The 23370-nt window shown below is 30.6% G+C and carries 22 protein-coding genes; 10 read left to right on the top strand and 12 right to left on the bottom strand.

Annotated elements, in window-relative coordinates:
• Positions 1–27: 27 nt before the first annotated feature.
• The 4 genes from Q9968_RS08670 to ileS are packed head-to-tail and all read right to left on the bottom strand — an operon-like array spanning position 28 to position 7798.
• A complete protein-coding gene (locus Q9968_RS08670) occupies positions 28–1158 on the bottom strand; it encodes a site-2 protease family protein (RefSeq protein WP_305515456.1) in 1131 nt (376 codons plus the stop codon).
• A gap of 16 nt (positions 1159–1174) precedes the next feature.
• A complete protein-coding gene (gene glp, locus Q9968_RS08675) occupies positions 1175–2392 on the bottom strand; it encodes a gephyrin-like molybdotransferase Glp (protein ID WP_305515457.1) in 1218 nt (405 codons plus the stop codon).
• A 21-nt stretch (positions 2393–2413) separates the two neighbouring features.
• The gene (purL, locus tag Q9968_RS08680) at positions 2414–4555 is read right to left on the bottom strand and encodes a phosphoribosylformylglycinamidine synthase subunit PurL (protein ID WP_305515459.1); all 2142 of its coding nucleotides are present in this window, start codon (positions 4553–4555) and stop codon (positions 2414–2416) included.
• 9 nt (positions 4556–4564) lie between these two features.
• The gene (gene ileS, locus Q9968_RS08685; protein WP_305515461.1) at positions 4565–7798 is read right to left on the bottom strand and encodes an isoleucine--tRNA ligase; all 3234 of its coding nucleotides are present in this window, start codon (positions 7796–7798) and stop codon (positions 4565–4567) included.
• A 392-nt stretch (positions 7799–8190) separates the two neighbouring features.
• Here ileS and Q9968_RS08690 point away from each other — a divergent pair, with 392 nt between their 5' ends.
• Together Q9968_RS08690 and Q9968_RS08695 are read left to right on the top strand one after the other, a co-directional pair.
• Entirely contained in the window at positions 8191–8856 is a 666-nt protein-coding gene (locus Q9968_RS08690) for a DsbA family protein (RefSeq protein WP_305515464.1), read from the top strand.
• 59 nt (positions 8857–8915) lie between these two features.
• Positions 8916–9206, top strand: coding sequence for a DUF192 domain-containing protein (locus Q9968_RS08695; RefSeq protein WP_305515466.1), 291 nt, complete (start codon positions 8916–8918; stop codon positions 9204–9206).
• A gap of 578 nt (positions 9207–9784) precedes the next feature.
• Here the strand turns inward: Q9968_RS08695 and Q9968_RS08700 are convergent.
• Positions 9785–10498: a dihydromethanopterin reductase (acceptor) gene (locus tag Q9968_RS08700; protein ID WP_305515468.1), complete on the bottom strand. Its 714-nt coding sequence runs from the start codon at positions 10496–10498 to the stop codon at positions 9785–9787.
• A 1-nt stretch (position 10499) separates the two neighbouring features.
• Entirely contained in the window at positions 10500–11771 is a 1272-nt protein-coding gene (locus Q9968_RS08705) for a serine hydroxymethyltransferase (RefSeq protein WP_305515711.1), read from the bottom strand.
• A 306-nt stretch (positions 11772–12077) separates the two neighbouring features.
• Between Q9968_RS08705 and Q9968_RS08710 the strand changes: the two genes are divergently transcribed.
• Positions 12078–12644, top strand: a complete 567-nt coding sequence (locus Q9968_RS08710) for a pseudomurein-binding repeat-containing protein (protein ID WP_305515470.1) — start codon at positions 12078–12080, stop codon at positions 12642–12644.
• Between the two features lie 77 nt (positions 12645–12721).
• Here Q9968_RS08710 and Q9968_RS08715 read toward each other — a convergent pair whose 3' ends face one another.
• The 5 genes from Q9968_RS08715 to Q9968_RS08735 form a co-directional block, all read right to left on the bottom strand.
• Positions 12722–12964, bottom strand: a complete 243-nt coding sequence (locus tag Q9968_RS08715) for a hypothetical protein (protein ID WP_305515472.1) — start codon at positions 12962–12964, stop codon at positions 12722–12724.
• A 23-nt stretch (positions 12965–12987) separates the two neighbouring features.
• Positions 12988–13347 (bottom strand): hypothetical protein, encoded by a 360-nt coding sequence (locus Q9968_RS08720; protein ID WP_305515474.1) that lies wholly within the window; start codon positions 13345–13347, stop codon positions 12988–12990.
• A 260-nt stretch (positions 13348–13607) separates the two neighbouring features.
• Positions 13608–13943, bottom strand: a complete 336-nt coding sequence (locus tag Q9968_RS08725) for a hypothetical protein (RefSeq protein ID WP_305515476.1) — start codon at positions 13941–13943, stop codon at positions 13608–13610.
• A 166-nt stretch (positions 13944–14109) separates the two neighbouring features.
• The gene (locus Q9968_RS08730) at positions 14110–14505 is read right to left on the bottom strand and encodes a hypothetical protein (protein WP_305515478.1); all 396 of its coding nucleotides are present in this window, start codon (positions 14503–14505) and stop codon (positions 14110–14112) included.
• A gap of 86 nt (positions 14506–14591) precedes the next feature.
• Complete coding sequence (locus tag Q9968_RS08735; protein ID WP_305515480.1) at positions 14592–16430, bottom strand: hypothetical protein; 1839 nt, start codon at positions 16428–16430, stop codon at positions 14592–14594.
• Positions 16431–16767: 337 nt separating this feature from the next.
• Here Q9968_RS08735 and Q9968_RS08740 point away from each other — a divergent pair, with 337 nt between their 5' ends.
• From Q9968_RS08740 to Q9968_RS08770, 7 genes are all read left to right on the top strand, one after another.
• On the top strand, positions 16768–16965 hold the full coding sequence (locus Q9968_RS08740; protein ID WP_100815195.1) for a hypothetical protein: 198 nt from the start codon (positions 16768–16770) through the stop codon (positions 16963–16965).
• 135 nt (positions 16966–17100) lie between these two features.
• Positions 17101–17349 carry a hypothetical protein gene (locus tag Q9968_RS08745; protein ID WP_296812631.1) on the top strand — a complete coding sequence of 83 codons (249 nt, stop codon included), beginning with the start codon at positions 17101–17103 and terminating at the stop codon, positions 17347–17349.
• A gap of 13 nt (positions 17350–17362) precedes the next feature.
• A complete protein-coding gene (locus tag Q9968_RS08750) occupies positions 17363–18172 on the top strand; it encodes a hypothetical protein (RefSeq protein ID WP_305515487.1) in 810 nt (269 codons plus the stop codon).
• Positions 18165–19574 (top strand): phage terminase large subunit, encoded by a 1410-nt coding sequence (locus tag Q9968_RS08755; RefSeq protein WP_305515489.1) that lies wholly within the window; start codon positions 18165–18167, stop codon positions 19572–19574. Before Q9968_RS08750 ends, Q9968_RS08755 begins: the two co-directional genes overlap by 8 nt.
• Positions 19575–19832: 258 nt before the next feature.
• The gene (locus Q9968_RS08760) at positions 19833–20801 is read left to right on the top strand and encodes a hypothetical protein (RefSeq protein WP_305515491.1); all 969 of its coding nucleotides are present in this window, start codon (positions 19833–19835) and stop codon (positions 20799–20801) included.
• A 359-nt stretch (positions 20802–21160) separates the two neighbouring features.
• On the top strand, positions 21161–21448 hold the full coding sequence (locus Q9968_RS08765) for a hypothetical protein (RefSeq protein ID WP_305515493.1): 288 nt from the start codon (positions 21161–21163) through the stop codon (positions 21446–21448).
• A gap of 95 nt (positions 21449–21543) precedes the next feature.
• Positions 21544–22290, top strand: a complete 747-nt coding sequence (locus Q9968_RS08770; RefSeq protein WP_305515497.1) for a hypothetical protein — start codon at positions 21544–21546, stop codon at positions 22288–22290.
• A gap of 207 nt (positions 22291–22497) precedes the next feature.
• Here the strand turns inward: Q9968_RS08770 and Q9968_RS08775 are convergent, their stop codons facing one another.
• Positions 22498–23286 carry a hypothetical protein gene (locus Q9968_RS08775; RefSeq protein WP_305515501.1) on the bottom strand — a complete coding sequence of 263 codons (789 nt, stop codon included), beginning with the start codon at positions 23284–23286 and terminating at the stop codon, positions 22498–22500.
• Positions 23287–23370: the final 84 nt, after the last annotated feature.

The following is a 23370-nucleotide window of genomic DNA, read 5'->3' on the forward strand; positions in this document are numbered from 1 at the left end:
ATTCTTTCAATTTTTATTTTTTTTTAATCAGATAAAACCTGCCCCCAAACTAAATACAATGACCATTGCTAAAACTACCGATAGGGCATTTACTGTTGGTTTATACTGTTCTTCAGATAATTTGTAGCTAAGCAATATTTCAAGCATGTACCCTCCATCTAAAGGTTTCATCGGAAGTAGGTTGAATAGGCCAATTCCCAAGTTCAGCATAGCCACCCATTTGAATAGCTCAACAAGCTCGAATAAAATCCATGGAAGTGGTCCTAAACTATCATCCACCAGTTCGAAATGCTTAACTGCCTGAATTCCGAAATAGCCTAAAGATTCATTATTTGGATTGGTGCCAAGAGTTACCTGATAATTTCCCTGATCCGTTTGAATCGTTACGTTATCCCCCGGAGCAAATGAACTTACAACCCCAACATAATCTTCTGAATTGCTGATTGTTTTATTATCAATAGCCTGTAGAACCATACCTTCTTTCAGTATTCCTTCACATGGAGAATCTGAAACAACCCTGTCAACTGCAATACCGTCCTCATCAAAATAATGTGGGATTCCCACTGATGCCAAAGACAGCAAAATTAAAGCAACGATTGCCAACGTCACATTAGCTATTGAACCTGCAGCATAAACTCTAAGTCTTGATGATTTTTTAGCTTCATTTAATTTATCCTCATCAGGTTCAACAAAGGCTCCGGGAATAATTGCAAATAATAATAACCCAATTGATTTAATTGGAATTTTTTCTCCAACAGCTTGAATGCCATGTGAAAATTCATGTATTACTAAAACTGTTGCAAGAGCTATTAATCCATAAACAAATGGAACATAAATCTGGGAACCCGGAATATCCACACCTGGAATTACGATTGAAACACTGGGAGTTTCAAAAACATTCGGCAACGTTGAAATTATCATCCATGTAATGAGTATCATAGATCCAAAAGCTACAATAATTCCTATGTTCATATACCAACGCCAAAATTTTGGTGAAAGTTTTGAGATTTTAGATATTAGCCCTCTTAACTTTTTAGTTCTCCACATTATGACAGGAAAGTTAAGTTCCAATCCATGAGCAGATAATTTTTCATGGAATATCAAGACCAACACCCAGATAACAACAAAAGCTATAAAATAATAATAAATTCCATTCATTAAACGACCTCTTTTACTACCAAAGTAGTGAATCGAATAAGATTACATCAACTATATCATCCTTTTGATATCCCTCATCATTTTCGTCAATGATGATATAGCTGTTAGCCTCAACCATTGAGCGAATAATGCCGGAACCCCTATTCAACACATGTTTCGCATGGTCATCATCACTAACCGCACGTACAAAATCTGTCCTGCCCAACTGTGAAGGTATTTTGAGCTGAGATGTTCTTTTAACGTTGTGGAAATCAAAATGTCTTCCTTGCATTTCAAATAAATATTTACGGGCAAACATGTCAAACTGAGACATTGCAGCAACAGGTTGACCGGAAAATGTGAAAATCATTTTACCATTAATAATCCCAGCACCTGCAGGTTTTCCCGGCCTAATTGCAACACCATGGAATAAAACCTCACCTATATCCTCAACTACGTCAAGGACAACATCGCCTTTGCTAATAGCTGTGCCTCCGGTAGTCATGATAACATCATAATCCTCACAATCATCTAAAATAGCTTCTCTGACTTCATCAAAAGTATCTCCGGCATGCCAAATATCACAAATAGCTCCGGAATCTTCAACCATCGCCTTAATTGTAAATTGATTAGAATTGATTATTTTGGCATCATCAATCTCTTCCTTAGTAGGTTCGACTAACTCATTACCTGTAATAATGAGTTTGACTTTTGGTTTTTTAAATACACGTACAGTATCATAACCTGCTGAAGCGATTAAACCTAACTCCTGATATCTAATAAACGTGTTTTTATCTAAGATTTTTTGACCTTTTTCAATGTCTTCGGATTTTGGAGAGACATTTTCACCAGGAGTTACCTGAGAATAAATTGTTAAGTCATCCCCTTCACCTGTGGTATACTCCTTCATTAAAACAGCATTAGCCCCATCAGGAACAGGAGCACCGGTAGCTATAATGACGGCTTCACCCTTTCCAACTGTCTTATCTGAGAAATCTCCAGCACCTATTGCATCGATTATTTTAAATTCTTTAGGTGCTGAATTAGAAGCGCCGAAAGTATCTTCTGCAATTAATGCAAATCCATCCATTGCCGATTTATCAAATGGAGGGGAATTGTGAAATGCAATAATATCTTCAGCCAGAACCCTTTTGTGGGCATCGTGAATAGAAATTTCTTCAACGCCGCATATCTGTTGATTATCATAGATCAGCATTCTGGCATTGCCTAATGAGTCTAATTTTGACAAAAACATTAAAACTCCCCCAATTTAATATTATGCCATAAATTTCTCAATGACACCATGATATGCACTGTCTAATTCTTCAAAACTAAATTCATGACCGTTAAGAATTAATGATGTGCCTTTAACTTCACCGATGAGCTCACAGGAAACATCGATTTTTGCTAAAACATCCTCAATTGCATCGGCTTTAACAGTCAATAAGTATCTTCCATGACTTTCTGAGTATAATAACTGGATTTTATCTAAATCGTCGTCAGTCATGATTACTTCGCAACCTAAACCGGATTTAATAACCATTTCAGACAATGCCACTGCAATACCACCTGCTGAGACATCGTGAACTGCAGTAATATTCTTATCTTTATCATTAGAAATTAAATCAAGCACACATTTGCCATTAGCTACCTCTTCATCAATTCTGATTCTTGGAGCAGTCCCTTTTTCAATGCCATGAACCGTCCTGTGATATTCTGAACCTGTTAACTCGTCATATGTTTTGCCTATTAAAATGATTTTATCCCCTTCGTTTTTGAAGTCCATGGTTCTTATATTTTCAATGTCTTCAACACCAATCACGCCAACTGCTGGAGTTGGATTGATTTTAATCCCTTCAGTTTCATTGTAAAAACTTACATTGCCACTGATAACTGGTGCATTGAAGTTTTCAGCAACAAGAGACATTCCTTCAATGGCTGTTTTGAATTGCCATAATATTTCAGGAGTTTCTGGATTGCCGAAGTTGAGACAATCCACAACTGCATATGGTGTTGCTCCCATTGAGATTACATTTCTGATAGCTTCTGCAACACATCCTGCAGCTCCATCAAATGGAGATAATTTAGTGTGAATGGTATTGGAGTCGGTTGTAAGTGCGATAGCAATATTTTCATCAATCCTAAGTACTGCAGCATCATCTCCAGGTTTTACTATAGTTCTTACTTGAACTTCATGGTCATATTGTTTGTAAACCCATTCTTTTGAAGCGATATTTGCAGAAGATAATAATTTAGGTAAAGACTTATGAAGGCCCGGATCTTTAAGCTCGATTTTTTCAACGTCTTCCGGAATTTCAGCTATCGGCCTTTCAATTGAAGGCGGATCTGCTAATAAAACAGTTGGTAAATCAGCAATTTCATCCCCTTCATCTGAAATAATCATATTATTTCCTTCAATTACCTCACCAATTACAGAGGATACGATTTCATACTTATCGCAAATTTTTTGAGCAAGTCCAACATCATCGGGATTAATAACAAACACCATTCTTTCTTGAGATTCCGAAAGCATTATCTCATATGGAGTCATTCCAGTTTCCCTTAAAGGAATTGAACGTAAATCCACACGTGCTCCATTTTGAGATGCATCTGCAAGTTCTGAAATGCAGCAGGTAAGACCCCCACCACCTAGATCCTTAACACCGCTTACATCGATTTTCTCAAGAATTTCAAGTGACGCTTCAAGCACTCTTTTTTTGGTAAACGGGTCAGCCACCTGTACAGCAGGCCGGTCTTCAGTTTCAGAGTCTGAAGTCAACTCTTCTGAAGCAAATGTCACACCATGAATGCCGTCACGACCTGTTGTTCCGCCCATCAATAGGAATACATCCCCGCAATTAGGTGCTTGGGCTCTTACGATATTTTCTTTTTCAACAAGCCCGACACACATTACATTTACAAGAGGGTTTGTTCTAAAGGATTCGTCAAATTCTATTTCACCTGCAACGGTAGGGACCCCTACACGGTTTCCATAATCGGAAATTCCTTTAACAACATGTTCAAACAAATATCTTGATTTTTGATCATCTTCCAATGGTCCGAAACGCAGGGAATCGAGAAGTGCTATTGGCATTGCACCCATTGATATAATATCTCTTAAAATTCCACCAATACCGGTTCCTGCCCCACCATAAGGTTCGATGGCTGATGGATGGTTGTGTGATTCCATTCCAACCGCCAATGCATATTTATCAGTTACGCTTACAAGTCCAGCATCATCACCAGGACCCAAAATAATGTTTTCTCCTTCAGTTGGGAAAGCCTTTAAAAATCTTCTGCTGCTTTTGTATGAACAATGCTCTGAAAACATTACATCAAGCATGCCCTCTTCTAATTCGTTCATTTCCCTTTTAAGGATTCCTTCAATATATTCTATTTCAGAATCGGCTAAAGTCATATTAAACACCTAATTTTTAATTGAAATAATTACTTTTACTCCTTCAATATCCCATTCTTTGGTATAATATTTAGAATCTCTACTGCACTCTTCTGTGTCAGTTATAATTAAGCTTTTAGCTCTTACTTCATGAGAAATAACTTCTGACTGCGGCACAATTAAATCTTTAAATTCAGATGATGTTTCAACATCTACGTGGATATTTGATTCGACATCCAAATCCAAGTCTTTTCTCATATCCTGAACTCTTCTTATAAGTTCACGAGCCATAGCCTCCTGTCTGATTTCCAAGGTAACGTTGGTATTTACAAATACATTTCCTCCTTCAAATTCAGAGGATACAAAATCATCTGGAAGTTCAGAGTCGAACAATACTTCTTTGGAAGACAATTCAATTCCTTCAATAACTACGCTTCCATTTGTTTCAAGTTCAGCTTTGATTTGATTGCCGTCAGCTGTTTTTAAGCCTTTTACAACTTTGCCCATGTCCCCCTTGAGTTTTGGACCTAAGATTTTAAGGTTAGGTTTTGCAATGAATGATAATTTTTCAAATTCGCTGGCCCTTAAAACTTCTTTAGCATTTGATTGATCTTTAATAATATCTTCTAACTCTTCAACGGCATTTAAGACATTTTCATCTTGTGACACTACAGTAATGTCAGATACTGGCCATCTAAGTTTGTATTGCGCCATGTCTCTTGCTTTAATTGATGCTTCAATTACTTCACGGGCAACATCCATTTTAGCTTCCAGTTCCTTATCTATCGCATCCCCATCATATTCCCAGTCAAGCATGTGAATACTTTCTGGAGCTTCAGGATTTAGGGAAGTGACAAGATTTTCATAGATTTCTTCTGACACATGAGGAGCTATTGGACATAATACCTCAATTAACTTAACAAGAGCAGTGTATAAGCTGTAATATGCCCCCAATTTATCTGGATTATCACTTTCAACCCAGGTCCTACCACGAATAAGCCTTACATACCAGCGGCTTAAATCTTCCAGAATGAAATTGTTGATTTTTCTTGTTGCTTTGTGGAAGAATAGGTCTTCCAAATCTTCGCCAACTTCTTTAATTAAACTGTTGGCCTTTGAGATAATCCATTTATCTTCAGCCCTTAAAATCATATCGTCCTCTCCCAAACCAATTGGATTAAAGTTATCAAGAGACATGTAAGTGGTTGAAAAGACATAAACGTTCCATAAGATGTTGAACATTTTGTTAATGTTTAAAAGTTCCTCCCATACGAATTTCAAATCATCCCATGGTTTTGAGGTCCACAATAAGTAGAATCTTAAAACATCCGCCCCATACTTTTCAATGACTTCTTCTGGAGACACCACATTGCCTAATGATTTAGACATTTTATTTCCATGTTCATCCAACACAAATCCATGCATCAATACTTTTTTATATGGACTTTGACCCATTGAAATTACTCCTGTACCAAGTTGCGAGTAGAACCATCCTCTAGTTTGGTCGTGACCTTCAGTAATGAAGTCATATGGGAACCAAACCTTAAATTTGTCATTTTCCTTTGGATAGTATAATGAAGCCCAACCAGCTACTCCAGAATCAATCCATACATCCAATACATCAGGAATCCTTTTAATTGGATGGTTGCAGCAATCACATTTTACTTCAACTTCATCTACATATGGCCTGTGGATAAGTTCAGCATCTGAAACATTAATTTCAGTTAATGATTCCTTCTTCAATTCATCTAGAGAACCAATTACCTTTAACTCACCACACTCAGGACATTCCCAAATTGGTATTGGAATACCCCAGTATCTTTGTCTTGAAATTGTCCAGTCACGAGCGTTATCTACCCAATCATGGAATCTGCCCTCTCCAGCCCATTTAGGCACCCATTCCACCTTTTCAATTTCATCCAACATTTTTTGCTTAATGTCAGTTACCTTTAAGAACCACTGTTTTGTTGCACGGTAAATAATAGGAGACTTACATCTCCAACATACTCCGTATCTATGTTCAATGCTTTCACAGCGATACATCAAGTTTTTATCTTCCAAATCCTTAATTATTTGATTATTTTCATCTTTAGTAAATTTACAAGCGTATTTTCCAGCTTCACTGTTAAAGCATCCATCCTCTCCAACAGGACAGAAAATTGGCAATCCGTTAGCCTTACCTATTTCAAAATCGTCCGGACCGTGTCCCGGTGCTGTGTGTACCAATCCTGTACCTTCACCAAGTTCTACATGGTCTCCCGGCAAAATTGTGTGAACCTTTTCAATTTCTGAGTCAAATTCCATTTGTTTTGGAACTTCGTCAGCTAAAATATAATCATAACCCATTCCAAGTAAATCTTCGCCCTTAACTGTTTTGACGATTTCATACATTACCTCTTTTTCCTCAATGATTTGGTCTTCATCATCATTTTCAGCAGGGATTTTGGTTCTGTGGATTTTAACTTGTTTACCTAATATGTCTTCCATTAAGTTTTCAGCCAAAATATAAGTTTCACCGTCTTTTAAGACATAAACATAATCAAATTCCGGATTTGCACAAATTGCAAGGTTTGCAGGCAATGTCCATGGAGTGGTTGTCCAAACCAAGAAATAAGTATTTTCTTCACCTGATACATGGAATTTAATATAAATAGATGGGTCAACCTTTTCTTCATATTCAATTTCGGCAGCTGCAAGCGCGGTTCCGCAATGAGGACACCAGCTGATAACTCTCTGGTTGTTTACAAGCAAATCCTGTTCATTGGCTCTTTTAAGCATCCACCATGAAGATTCCATGTATTTTGGATCTAATGTCATGTAGGGGTTGTTCCAGTCCATCCAAACTCCCAACTGGTCAAATTCCTTTTCCATGGCTATCTTATTTTCAATGGCGAATTCTCTGCATTTATCAACGAACTTGTCAATTCCAATTTCTTCAATTTCCTGCTTGGACTGGATGTTCATCAAATGTTCCACTTTATTTTCAATCGGAAGTCCGTGCATATCCCATCCGGCTTGTCTTCTTAAGTTAAATCCATTCATAGATTTGTATCTTAAGTATGAATCTTTAATGATTTTATTCCAGGCTGTTCCTAAGTGAATTTTACCACTACAGTATGGAGGACCGTCTAAAAATGAATATCTTGGACCTTTTTCCCTAAGTTCGTTTACTTTTGTAAAAGTTTCTTCTTCTTTCCAGAATTTTTGAACCTTTTTTTCTATCTTATCATGATCATATGATTTATCTGCCTCTTTTATTGGCATTATAAACTCCTCTTATAAATTTACATCAGTATAGGTTATAAATAAAAATAAAACCAATTTTTAAATAAAAATTAATTTATAATATGTATCTTTTTGTTTTAGATAATAAATAAAGGTTATGGCAATTTTGAAAAAATTCTAAAAAATATAATGCTTTATAGTTCAATTAAAATGGAAAAATGCGAACTTGTTTTAGCAGTTTCAAGATAATGCTATTGGATAATTATACAAAAGCACTGAATGGATTTGCATTAAATTAATATAATAAAAAAATAAACTAGTACATATGGGATTTTCTAGAAGATATAACGGAATTATCAGATCAATCGACAATATAAGAAAAATTTACAAATTATCCAAAAAGAAAGATAAATCCAAAAAAGAGGATAAAAATGAAAATAGCATATTGGAGTGACTTTAACTGCCCCAACTCCTATATCGGATTGAACCGTGTGAAACAAGCAGCTGAAGAGTTAAATTTAGACTTTGAATGGGAAATGAAGGCATTCGAACTTGAACCGATGCTTGAAAATACCCCCACAATTCCAACAGTTACCAAACATGCGATTAAGTATGGCCTCACACCAGAAGATGCTGAAGCTGAAATAAGTGAAATTGAAGAAATTGCATGTGAAGAGGGACTGAATATCAATTATAAAGATGCAAAACTTAGTAATTCAAGGTCTGCTCACAGATTAGTTAAATTTGCACAAAAGAAAAACCCTGAAGTTACACAGGATCTTGTTTTCAAAATCTATGAAGCTAATTTCACAAATAATAGGATTATTGCAGATATAGACGTGCTGAGTGAAATTGCTTGTGAAGTTGGTTTTAGCGAAGATGAAGTGAAAACTATGCTTTTGAATAATTCATATGATGTTGAAGTAAACATTGATGAAGAAGATGCTAGATTTAATGGCCTTTACTCAATTCCGTTTTATTTGATTATGATTAACGAAGAACAACTAAGTATTCCAGGGGCTTTTGGAAAGGAAGATTTCAAAATAGCGATGGAAGACCTGCTTAATGGTGAAATCAGATATAAAAGTTTTATTTAATCTTAATATTGCTTTTAAACTGTTAAAAGCTTAAATATCAGGGGAATTATAATTATTTTATGAAAATTATAATTGCAAATACTTTTTTAAAACGTTTTAAAGGATTGATGGGTAAAAAAGACTTTGATGATTGCTTAGTGTTCACCGATTTAGTTGGCTCCACAATCCATACCTTTTTTATGAAATTTGAAATTGATGTTTATTTTATTGATGAAAATAAAATTATTTTTGATAAAGTGACATTAGCCCCCTGGAAGATTTACAAACCGAAAAAACGGGCAAAATATATTCTAGAAACTAAAAAAAATAAGTTAAAATTAAAAATAGGAGATTGCCTAAATTTTATCTAACTACATCAATTATGGTTTTAAAGGCAAGAATATTATATTATCCTCTTAACTCTATTTGTAGTGTTAGAAATAACAGAACATAATCTAATTATAATATCTAATTGCATCTGAAATTTGTCTTTTATTTCACCAGGCAATGCTAACCTCAACAGGAATAATATCCCACATAACCGTGTTAATTAAAAAATCGACATTTTTGTCTTTGCAAGAATATACTAAAATCACTTAGTTTTTTCTTTCATGACAAGATTGTTTTGTTGAAGTTGTAAAAGATGAAACTAAATCCATATCTTTTTCAATTACTATTTTTCATATCAAGTGTTGTTTGAATAATCACCCCAGTTTTTTATTTAATGTTTGATTATTTTTAATTATATTATTAACTAATTTTGGAGTTAATTTTAAAACATTTATTAAATAATCTAACTTTTTTTCATCTTCCATAAACCTTCCAGACTAATTTTGAATATATTTTTATCCAAAAGTTAAAAAAACATCAAAATCAGGACGTATTATAAAATTATAAAGATGAACAGTCATTTAGTGTTTTAAAGAAAAAATACAAAGCAGATACAAAATTAAACAAAAAAGATGGAAAAATTAAATTTTTTCCAAGATTTCATTTGATTTTTAAAGACTTGAATATTATCAATACCTGTTAATTTACGAGTATTTTCAATATCAATTTCCCTCATATAGATTGTAATGATTTTACCTTCTGAAATTGCATCATAGGGGCAAGAATTCCTGCACAAACCACAACCAATACATTTTGTTAAATCAATTTCAGATCGAGGAATAATGGCACCCTGTTCACAGACTAATGCTGCAACACATTCATCGCAATTTTGACATTTAGATAATTCCATTTTTGAAGGAAGAACAGTATCAATTGGACCTGAATGAATATCTACCGGCACCATATATACTGGAACGGCACCTTTACCCGCCTGAGCTACTGCATTTGTAACTAGCGTATCTGCTATTCCATAAACGATTTTTGAAACAGTGTTCGCTGTAGCTGGCGTTACTATTAACAAATCATATTTGCCTAAAGATAGGCGACCGGTTATTGGATATGAGGATTTTTGATTAGAATCAGTGGCCAATTCACGATATTTGCCACCAGTTATACTGACAACACTTTCATAAAGTCCATACATTTTAAGAACTTCTTCTGCTGCTCCCGATAGAAACACTGATACTTCATGCTCTTCAGATAACTTTACAGCAGTTTGCACTGATTCTCTAAGTAAATGACCAGCTCCAGTAAATGCAAAGGCAATTCTCATTTTAATCTAGTTTATGATATTGGTAAGCATCACGGTTAGAGAATGCATAATCCAAAACAGTATATTGGTTCATAAATTCAGCTACTTCAGAAGCAATATCCTCCTTATCAACCGCCACACGTTTAATAAATTGAGCAACCTCTTCCATTTCTTTTTCTTTAAGCCCCCTTCTAGTAATTTCCTGAGTACCTATTCTAATACCAGAGGGATTATCTGAATTGTCCCTGTCATCACCAGGCAAGAGGTTTTTATTTAATACAACATTATTGTCAGCTAATTCTTTTGCAATATCAGATGCCGGCCTAATTGAGCTTAAATCTACTGCAATTTGGTGGGATTGGGTGAATCCTAAATCTTCACATAATACATCAAATCCCAACTCATACATTGCCTGACCAAGAGCTTGTGCATTTTTAATAGTTTGTTTAGCGTAAGCTTCTCCAAATTCCAACATTTCAGCAGTTGCAATACCCAAACCAAGTAAATGATGTAAGTGGTGATTGCTTACAACCCCTGGAAATACTGCATTATCAATGATTTCTTCATTTTCCTTATGAGAGAGAATGATTCCACCTTGCGGACCAGGGAATGTCTTGTGGGTACTTCCCATCATCAAATCGGCCCCTTCTTTTAAAGGTTGTTGGAATTGTCCTCCAGCAATAAGACCTAAAACATGAGCTCCATCATACATGATTTTAGCTCCCACTTCATCAGCAGCTTCACGAGCTTCTTTGATTGGGTGCGGGAATAAGAATAAACTTCCTCCGAATAAAACAATTTTTGGTTTTTCCTTAATGATTTTTTTATTCATTGCATCAATATCGATGTTCATTACATTTTGATCCAGCGGATGGAATACTGTTTTTAATCCACGAATTCCTGCTGCACTTACATCTGCATGAGAAATATGCCCTCCAGATGGCACTTCAAGAGCCATTACTTTTTCACCGGGTTTTGCAAATCCAAAGAATGCTGCAAGATTTGCAGTTACTCCTGAAACAGGTTGCACATTAGCATAATCACAGTCATATACTTTGCATGAAAGTTTTTTGGTTTTGTCTTCAATAATGTCAATGTATTGACATCCTTCGTAGAATCTTTCAAATGCTTGTCCTTCAGCATATCTGTGAGCAAAATCTGTTGCTAAAGCTTCAGTTACTTCTACACTTGTAACGTTTTCAGAAGCAATAAGATTAATACTATTTCTCATATATTCAGTATGTTCTTTTGCAATTTTTTCAAAATTTAAAATTTCATCATGATAATTAGGAATATTATTTTTATTATCTAAAATATATAAAAAATATAATAAATAGGATAATACAAATTATAATATATGACAGAAGATAATATTAGCTGGACAAGTTTTTGTCAGGCAATGAACTCAATAGCATTCTGGTTAATCCAGAACAAAAAGAAGTATAAGAAGCGTGACTATTACCAGATATTGACATTGAAAGGCAGCTGCAGTGATGTTGAAAAGAAAACCAAGAAATTAGGTTCAGACAAGCTGGTTGCAATGTATACAATGGCTGTGATAAAGGATAACAGCTCTTTGGATTTTCTTCCAAACTATGTAATGTTAAAGAACGGGGCCAAAATCGACAAGGCAGAATATGTGGACATGGCCATAAGAACTGAAGCATTCATCAGGGCAAACGGAAGGCTTCCTGCAATCGTTTACAGAATGTCAAAGCTTCCGGATTATAGTGACTCAACAATGAAACTATTTATCAAGACATTCAACTACAAAGGAAACACTATTGATGAAGCTTTAGCTATTATAGCAAAGAAGAAATTGTACAGCAAATACTTTGATTCTCAAAAAACAGACAAGAAGACAATCAATGATGCTAAAATGGGAAAAGGTTCCAATTGTGTAGACTGGGGACAAGTGTATTACAGAATAGCTAAATCTTTAGGTTATGATGTTCAGTTTGTCCATGTTAAATGCAGAGTATCCGGAACAGGCCATATTCGTCTGAGATTGAGACATAAAAAACATACTGGAGGAAACTGGATTAACAGAGATCCTGCAGCAGTAGCAGATACAACTTCAGGAAATGTCAGAGCAATCTGGTGTGAAGACGGTTACCTCATAGCTTATGACCCCTCATGGATATTCACAGATTTGTATAGCAGTTAACGTTAATATTAACTCTTTTTTCTTTTTTAATATTATTCATTGATAAATCGAAAATCTATCAATCATTATTAAAGTTATTAAATTTTACTATCAGGCCAATATTTATAAAATTTCTTTAATTCTTGTTCAACATCATTTATTTCATTTTCTATTAATTTCATATGTTTTATATGGTCTAATGAATTTAAATCAAACAATTTGTCTTTGATTTTATTATAAAAATCTAGCCTAAGTTTTATATCTCCTTCTTCTGAAAAAAGATTTCTCATATAAAAATCAGGATGTATTATACTTTTAAATATTTCAAAATCTTTATTCAATCTTAAAAATATTTCTAAAAACTCTAAATATTCTTCATGAGAATAATATTTCTTAATATTAGTAAAAGCACTTCTATAGATTTTTTATTTTGATGATTTTTCTCAATGAATTCCTTTATAAATTCTTTTTCTTTTAGAGTTTTTCCAGTGAACAATAATGAAACTCCTTGACAATCAAAATCTTTAGAATTTTCAATTATATATTCTATTAATGAAGATAATTCTTCAAAGTTATAATTTAAATTCCAAATAAAATTCATTTGTGAATCATCTTTGTAAAATTCATCGTTGTGTTCAAATCTCCATTCAAAATACTCTTTTAAAACATTTTTATCTAATTCACATAAAACTTTCAATTCTTCAAAATTATGATCCAAATCCATTTCCAATGATATTTTAGTAAAGTAAGCATTTTTTAATAGTTCAAAATTATCTTCAAAATAATGTTGATACTTCTTACAAAAAGAATGTGAAAAAACAAATGGAGAATTATAATCTTTATTAACTATTATTTCTGTTAAAAATTGGACAATATTGCTGGTTTCAGTAGTTAGTTTATTTTTTAATCTGATAAAAGTGGATTCATAGTTAATATACTTTTCAGGGAGGAAAATAAAATTGTTTGAGGTTTTAATATGGATTATTAATTTATAAAATATAAATTCATCAATTTGATTTTTAGGAATAACTTTAAAAATACATCATTACAGTTTTCTAAATCATCATAACTATTTTTATTTAACAATTCATAAATTTCTATGGCATTTAAATTTGAATATTCAAATAATTCATTTATAAATCCCTTTGATTTAAATAAAGTATAATTATTCCAACAATAATATTCAAAAGCTTCAATAAATAAATTTTCATCAAATCTGATTAATGCAGCAAATAGATAATCTACATTAAAATACCAATCACCAGATTCTTTAACTTCTTTTAATAAATCAAAAAACTCAATATAGTTCTGATTTTCCATTAAATAATTTTCAATTTTTTTATTTTTTCATCTGGATTAAAATCATCATAATCATTAAAAATTTTGGATAGTGTATTAATTTTATCAATAGATTCAACATTGACATAATCATAAAAATTAGGGAAATAAGGAGTATACATTTTAAATTTATCATAATATATTCCTGTTAATTTATTATAATAAGTATAGGATAATTTATTAGGATAGTATCTTTTAAAGTCCATTTTATTAAAAAACTTTTTAAGATATGTTCTTCATTAAAAATTAAATTTGAATATTCGACACTCATTAGTCTTATGTAACTATTTAAATTTTTTTCAACGCTCATTTTATAATCATCATAAATTTTTAAAAGATAATTTAAAAGTCTTAATCTAAATTCAGATAATTCTGTTGTATTAGGTAATTTAATCCTATAAATATTTACTTTATGATTTGATGTTTGTTGAAGTTCACTATGGTGCCAATCAAACATTCTATTTTCATTTAATAAAAAAACGAATATTGTTTTTTTAATAAGTTCTTTATCTGGATTTTCCAATTCTATTTCAATAAAATCCATTAATTTATTTTGATAGAGGTATTTATTTTGCAATGAATTGATACTGTAGGAATAAGTTTCTTTTAAATGGTAGAACACTTCTTTAGTTAAAGATGGTTTTTATAGATTATTTCAACAAAAAGTTTTAATGCAAGGGCATCATATTGAGAATACAATAAATGAGCTAATAATTTAATTATTCTGTTATAGCTATGGTAGTTATGCATATCAGGGATTTCAAATTTATTCACATCAAAATATTCATCTGATTCACTATCAATCCATTCATTAACAAAATTTAATATTTGTATTTCAAAATAAATGTGAAAAATATTATAAAATGAGATCAATCTTTCATTTTTAAGTTGCGATTCAATTTTAAGAAGTGTCTGAAACTTTTTATTTTTAAAATCTTCAAATCCAAAAGCAATTATAACTTCGTAAACTTTATTATTGATTACAGTACTGTAGTTATCGATGAAATTTAATATAAGGTCTTCAAAACTTAAAATATTTTGTGAAATAAAGGTATGATAAAATATGTATGTTGATAGAATTGAATCTGAAAATTCAAGGATATTTCCTTTCTTACTTAGTAATTCATTTTTTGTTAACTTCAGAATAATATCTTCATTTTCATTAAAATCAATTTTGAAAATATCATAAATTGTCGAAACTAAATTTTCATTGTTTAAATCAATTTTATCAAAAAATGACACACAACCTAAAACTTTCAAAGAAGCTTCATTTGATAAAACTGCTTCAAAAGATTTATAATTTTTGAAATAATTTTCATAAGCTTTTTCAGGATTTATAAGATAAGAATAGTCATCATGCTCAAATAATGGAAGTAAAATCATTAATGCAAATCCAATATTATTTTTAGATAAATCAATAATTTTATCAATGTAACTCTTTTTAATATTAAATCCATATTCTTTTAAAAGTTCATTTATGAAGGTTTCCATAAATTCACGTGAAACTTCACTGAGTTGTATTTTCTTTGTATTAAAATCAGATAGTTGTTTTTCTAAATCAATTAAATAAGGTTGTCTTAATGTAAAAATAAATTTAAATTCTGATTTATTGAATATTTGTGGAATTCTTTTAATCAAATAATCAATACTGTCATATTGGATATAATTATCAAAAATTATTAAATATTTATTATTTTTTTGAAGGATTTTATAAAGATTATCTTTTAAATTATTATCATAATAATTTACAACTAAAGTGGTGTAATTTTGATTATTAAATTCTTTAGCAAGTTCTATAGCTAATCGTGTTTTACCAATTCCTTGATTTCCATAAATTAAAAGAATACTTTCTTTTTCAAGAGTTGATAAAATAGTATCGAATGTATCAGATTGTTTTAAATAATTATTTTTTAAATCAGGACGTATGCCTCTTTTACTATTTTCAATGAATCCTTCTAATGTTGAAATTCCATCTAAAAAAGATATATTCGGGAAAAATTCATCAATGTCTGGAAAACTAATCAACTCTTCTGCTAAATTTTGAATTGAATATATTCTCAAATTGTCGTTTTTGTATTTTTGGGCAATATACTTTCTTAGTTCCCCATATTCTTTTGCATCTACTTTACTATTGCAAGCTAAAATAACTTCATCAACTTTAGAATTTTCAATGTTTGTTTTTTCATAATCAAAACAATGATCAATATCTTCTTTAAGTTTCTTCATGAATTTATTTTTATTATCCTTTTTATTTTGTGTAGTTATTTCACATAAAACATATTTGTTTCTATTTAATCCATGAAATAATGCATCAGGCGTACCTTTTGTTGTTTTATTTTTAGAATCCATTGCTCCAGGAGCGGAAACAAATTCATATCCTCTGAACATTAAGAAACGTATAATCAAATTTTGAAAATCAGAATCATTAATTGATCTTAATGAAGATTCAATGTAAGTTTTTGTTGGCATAATTTTTTCCTCAGATAATTAATTTATAATATGTTATTATAATATTATTAAAATTTGTGAATATGTAATTATTAACCCTATGTCTGATTATTATTCATTAAAAATTATTTTCAAATAGTTTCAATATCTGAATAGGACTATATTTGATGTTTCAAAAGTCCTTTCGTTTATGTGAACTTTTCAATGAATAAATCTAAAAAGTAACTATTATTTATATTAATTTATCTTGCACAAACTTGATGTTTAAATCCAGAAAAAATCAAACTTGATATGATAATTTTATATAATTGAAATAATAAAATATTATATTAATTATTATATACAGGTTGTAATAAGTATGGCCAATATAAATAATACCTCATCCTACATGGATGAAGACAAAAAGCAAATTATCAAAGAGTCCAATTATACCTATAGGGATGCTCTTGAAGTTTCAGCTTATCTCATTGAAGTGGGAAAGTTCGAAAGATTCTACAAGGAAATGCAAATCCACGACCTCCAAAAGGAACTTGACGAAATGGATGACGGAGAATAACTTCAAAAAATATATCTCATGTATATAACTCTTCAAAAGAAACTATTTTTCATAAGTGAAAGTAATATTTATTATTACTTTTATATTTTTTTTATAATAAAATTTTATATATAATACATAATATAATTATTTATTATGTTACCGGAAAAAACCAACATCAGTGCAAGAGTTGAAATTACACTCAAAAAAATAGTAGAAGAATCTAGTTTTACACACAAGGATGCATACGAACTTGGAGCTATGCTAATAGCTATCGGAGATGCACAGGAAACCATAACACTAATACACAACAATCCCAATTATGAAAGGATTATGAAACAAAGGGAATACAAGTTAATTGAAGAGAGAAAACAGGAACTTGAAAGAGAATTAAGGGATTTATAGGGGAACCATCACTATGAGTCGAGTAAATTCAGATATCCATTATTTTTTAGAACAACACGAACAGGAAATCATCAACTGCTGCAAGAAGGCAATGAGCAACAAGGAAATCATAGAACTCATAAAAACAAAATACGGTCGTGAAGTTTCACTCACAACATTTAAGGAATTCAAAGCAGGACTGAAACTGACAAAAGGAGATTTCCTTGAAACACTTCTGGATGAAATACAGGTAATGAAAACTTCAGGAGCAACAGACGAAAGCGTCAGAAGATGGCTGGATGAGGAACACAAACTTGAAGTAAGCAGAGCAACATTCTCAAGATTCAAAAAGAAATATCATCTAACAGACAATGACAAAGACCCAAGAGCCAGACAAAAGGATGCATTAACAAACAGGGCAATTACACAAAAACAGATAACCGACAATAACGTTCACGAGGACAATATAGATTTAGCTATTGATTCCATTCTCCAGCAGCAGGTCACCGACATTAAAACAGGTTTGGAAAACTTAGATAAGATAACAAAAAATGCGGTTGGCCTTGAAATTGACTTTGAAAAGCTGGACCAGGAAGTGAGATACAATGCCAATGAAAAAAGTCTTGCCAGATATTTAATCGACATTACAGAACTGAAAATCAGATATCTGGAATTATCCGTTAAAGCATTTGAAGCTAAAAACAGATTATTCAAAGATGAAATGGACAGACTGTTCAAAAACAGAGTTCTTGAACTGGAAGATAAGAAAATCGAAATCTCACAAAAGGACATCATGAATGAAATAGAAATCCTCGCAAAGCAAATAGATGATAACAATGTATGATGAAAAAGGTGAATTCTATCTGGATGCTATAGATAAAGCTATTCTTCAAAAATGCGTATATGAGAATCCATATATTCCATTCAATCCATTTCCAAAGCAGGCCGAAATGATACTGGCTAGAGAAAAGGAAGTCCTTATCGGCGGTGCTGCAGGCGGTTCCAAATCAACAAGTCTGTTGATGAGAGCATTGTTTTATGTTCAGGATGATGTTAATGAATATCATGCCCTCATCCTGAGACGTACTTTATCTGACTTGAAGCGTAAAGGAGCTTTAATTCATAAAGCAAGCCAGTGGTTAAATCGAAAGGAAGTTCAAAATAATGCAAGCATCAAACCAAAGTGGGATGGAACAGAACATTCATGGACATTTCCCAATGGAAATTCACTAACCTTTGGATATTTGAGAAACATCAATGACCTCGATACATATCAGGGTTCCGAATACCAGTTCATAGGAATTGATGAGCTGACACAACTTGAAAAATTCAAATACATTTACATGAGATCCAGAGTTAGGAAAACAAAAGATAACAAACTTCCTACACAACTAATGTGCTCCAGTAATCCCGGTAAACGTGGAAACAAATGGGTTCGTGAAAGATTCATAGAAAAAATAGATACAGATATTCAGGACAAATCACAAATCAGATTCATTAGCTCAAGCTATTTGGATAATGTTTACTTGGACAGGAAAGATTATGAAGAATACCTGATGGGATTGGATAGAGTAACACGTGAGCAGTTAATGAACGGTAACTGGTATGCATCAGTTAAAGGTCAGCTATTCGATGAATCAGACTTCCATTTGATTTCTCATGATGAATACATGAAAATACCAATCGTTAAAGTTATCAGATATTGGGATCTTGCAGCTACTGAAGTATTGAATGATGATAAGTTGAAAGGAAGTGATCCGGATTTTACAGCCGGCGTTATGCTTGCTAAAGATCTGTCCGGAAATATTTATATTCTGGATTCATATGAATTTCAATTGGAATCCAGAAACCTGATCAATGAAATATTAAATACTGCAGCACGTGACAAGTCAGATGTACAATACATTGAACTTGACGGAAGCACCGGTAAAAACTTCGGATTATTAATTATAGATGAACTGAACCGAAGAGGATTCACTACGGGAACAGGTAACTCAAGAGAAAACAAAGTTGACCGTGCAAGAAGAGTTTCAGCCGATATTCAAAAGAAGGGAATTTTCCTTGTTGGAAAGGATTCGACCGGGTTCACCAAAAAATGGGCGATGGAATTTCTGGAAAAAATAACTGCATATCCTAATGAAGCTATTCATGATGACTGTGTAGTTGCATTCACAGGAGGATATGAAAAAATAGTTTCTGAAGTTCAAACTCAAAGAGTTAATGTGGATAAGTGGTATTCTACTTAAAAAACGAATTATTACTAGATGTGGATTAGAGGAATTTATTATGAAGAGTTAATTGTAATAGTTCTTTAGAATGTATTATTCAAGTCAGAATATTTAATTTTAAATAAAACATTTTATATGATTTGTAGTCTATAATTTGTATTGATAGTTAATATTTGAATATATCTTTGCTCAAACAAAACACGGAGATTTACTATAATTATAATTAATAATAAAATAGAATTTTAAAATGTTATATTAAGATTAAAGGACACCAATATGATTATACAAGAATTTTATTATGATGATAAAATATTTTTAACTATTGTCCATGAAAATATGGATGAATGCATTAAAATTAGAAACATTGATGATACAATTAATATAAATGAACATATTATTTCATTCAATGAATATTATGTAGATGAATTTAATTTAGATGATAATGATTATGATTTGTTTATTGAAGGATTTCTTGATTGTAATAATGAAAAAAACCCATATAAAGATTATAGTACATTTTACAAAGAATTTGTCAATTTAAATCATGTGAATCCTTTTGAAGATAATTCACCAATATTGCCTTTAAAAGAATATAATATATTATCTAATTTAATTAAGGAATATGCTAATTATAATTTTACAAAATATTCCTTTGGAAATGTATTATTTTTCTCACCAATTAAAATTAAAACTGAATACTATTTAGATAATCCCCCATATGTTAAAATCACTGGCAACGATGTTAAAGGCAATGTTTATGTTAAATTTAAAGTTAATGAGGTTATATTGGAGTCTCACATTATTGAAGATATAGCTGATGGTCAAAAAATATTTTCTAAATATGATTGGAACAATTGCGAAATAGAAATCTATGACGGGGATGAATTACTTTATAAAATTCATCATAATTTAACTAGAAATATTGATTTGAAAATTAATATGAATACTGAAAATTATAAAGTTAATTTAAATAAATCAAAAAAACAATTTTCTTTAAGTCCTTCAAATTACGAATCTTTTACCAATAATGAAATAAAACCATTAGAATTTATTTCTTCATTTTTAACAGATGAAAAAAATTTCTATTCAAATTTTATTAATGTTGAAGAGGATAAATGTACATTTTTAAGAAAAAATGAACGTGAAAAAGCTTATGAGTTGTTTGATGATATATTAAAAAATTCTGGTGAAATTTGGATTTTTGATCCTTATTTTTTGATAAAAAACATGATGATTTTAGTGTAATAAAAGATTTTTTAATGTTTTTAATTAATAATGATTATGAAAAACATATTGTATTTTCAAAATATGTTAGTTCATTTGAAATTTTTAAAAACCAGTTAAATAGCTCTGAATTAGCTTTTTTAAAGACTTTGGATTTTCAAAAGTTAATTTCATAGAATCACAAGAACATTTTCATGACAGGTTCATATTTTTTGTTTCTAAAAATAAAATAGAAGGATTTCAACTTGGAACTTCAATAAACTCATTTGGGGAAAATTATTCAAATATTGTCAAATTAAGTCCTTATTGCTGCCATTATATTTTTAAGATTCTAATGGAAGACATTGTTTCAGAAAATATTTTCAAGATATGTGATTAATATGGATAAAAATGATTTAAATATCATTGCTAATAAAATTGCCTCTGAAGGTATTGAAATCAAAAATAAAGACTCTTTAAAAGACATATATAATTTAAATGATTTAAAAAGTTCATTCGATGAATTTGATATTTTAATTAATGAAGTTAAATTTAAAAAGCAAGAAGTAACTTTGATATTTTATTTAGGTTTGTTTAATTTAATTGATTTCACTGAAATTAAATCATGGAATATTAAAAAATTGGATTCATATCCTTTATTAAAAGGAGGGTTGATAAAATATTTTTAGGACACATAACAATCACATATAAATCACCTGAAATATCATTTAATAGAAATTACTTCACATTTATTGATCAATGGTATTCATATAAACTTCATCCAATGAAACCACTTTTTTCACTATTAAACTGGATTTATCGTGATGATAAAGAGTTCTTTTTTGATTTATTTTTTAAAGATAAGACAAACTATTTATTTATAACATTAATCCACGGTGGAATAATTGAAGATTTTAAGTTTGATGAAAAATATATTCAATTTGGTTGTGAAGATGAAATAAAACTTTACGCTATTTTTTATTATTTTATTAATCCATACCATTATTTACAAAATTATGATGATGAAAATTTTAAATCAAATTTAGATATTATCATGAAGATTCCTTTAAATTTTTTAATGAAAATTGTTTTAGATTATATTCGATCAGAACATGTGAAAATTGTACCAATTGAATTTGTAAATATGATTAACGAGAATGACACATTATTTTATGAAACATTTAATTGCATGAAGTTAAATAATATCCGAGAATTACAATCGTTTTTGTTTTTATTGGATTATGATTCTGTCCATTTTCAAGATATTATGTTTAAATTTATTTTAAAAAAATTCGAATCTTTATTATCAAGACAATTTATATTTGTGGAAATAGATGATTTGAAATTAATCTATGAAAGCTTGAGTAAAGAACAAATTTCGGAAGTTATTTTGTTATTAATTAAAATTAAAGAAAATTTAGTTTTTGTGCCTGAATTTGATTTACAAATACGATATAAGAAATATCTTATTGATATTCGTAAATATAATCAATTAAATGATTTAATTGAATTTTCTCTTTCATTTAAATAAATTAAAAGAAGTTAATATTCCTAATTTGAAATGAAAGATAGTACTCACAATGAAGATATTCATGAAGATTATGTAGGCATTAACAAAAGATTGTGAAAAACTAAAACTCAAACTCAAAGAGTTAATGTGAACTGGTGCATTCAAGCCTATGTGCATTTTTTATAAATTGTAAATTAAATTCTTTTTAAAAATTTTAATCAACATTTTTCATGGACAAATAATTACTTTTACTTCAATTTCGCTTGGAATATCCTCTAAATCATTTTTTAAACCTTCAAAATTTCGAATATATCCTTTAGGATCATATATGAAACAATATAATGTGTCACAAGAAGGGTGTTTTGAGTATCTTTGAATGTCTAATATCAATTCACTTCCAACTTTTCCATCATCTAATGTTTCTCTCATCATTTTAGTTTCAATAACTGTATTACAATCTTTTATTAAGAAATCAACTTTTGTGGATTTCCCCGCATTGTTTGGAGTAGGGTCTTCTTCTCGAATATCTTTAAAGTGAATAAATAATAATGAATGCAATAAGTATTGTACATCATATTCGTCATTAATTATTAGTGGGTCTCGATTTCTATTTCTCTTTGAAAGTGTTTTAACAACTTCATGAAAATTATTTAGTATGGATTCAATGCAATAATATGGTTCTAAATCGTAGTTATCTTCATAAGAATTTTCTCTAAAATCATTACTTTCGATATCTTCGACTAATGATTCTAATATCCCAACACCAATTTTTGCATCAGTATAATAATTTGTTTTAACTTCCTCTTTAAATTTTATTAATCTAAAATCATCTGGTTTTAATATTTTTTCTAAAAAAACAATGGTTTTTGATTGCCATTTTGTAAATTTTAAGTCATTGACAGTTTCTTTAAATCCAATAGCAATAACTCCATCTTCTGCAAAATTTGGATCATATTTGGTTTTAAGAATTTCTTTGCCTTCTTTTAATAGTTCGTTTAAACGATTTATGGTAGTCATATATTATAGTTATTTTAATCGAATTAAAATATTTTTTTCACCAGCATTAAAATAACTCTTTAGTATAGTGGATAAATGATATTC

This window comes from Methanobrevibacter sp. V14, assembly GCF_963082475.1.
In the GTDB taxonomy this organism is placed as follows: Archaea; Methanobacteriota; Methanobacteria; order Methanobacteriales; family Methanobacteriaceae; genus Methanocatella.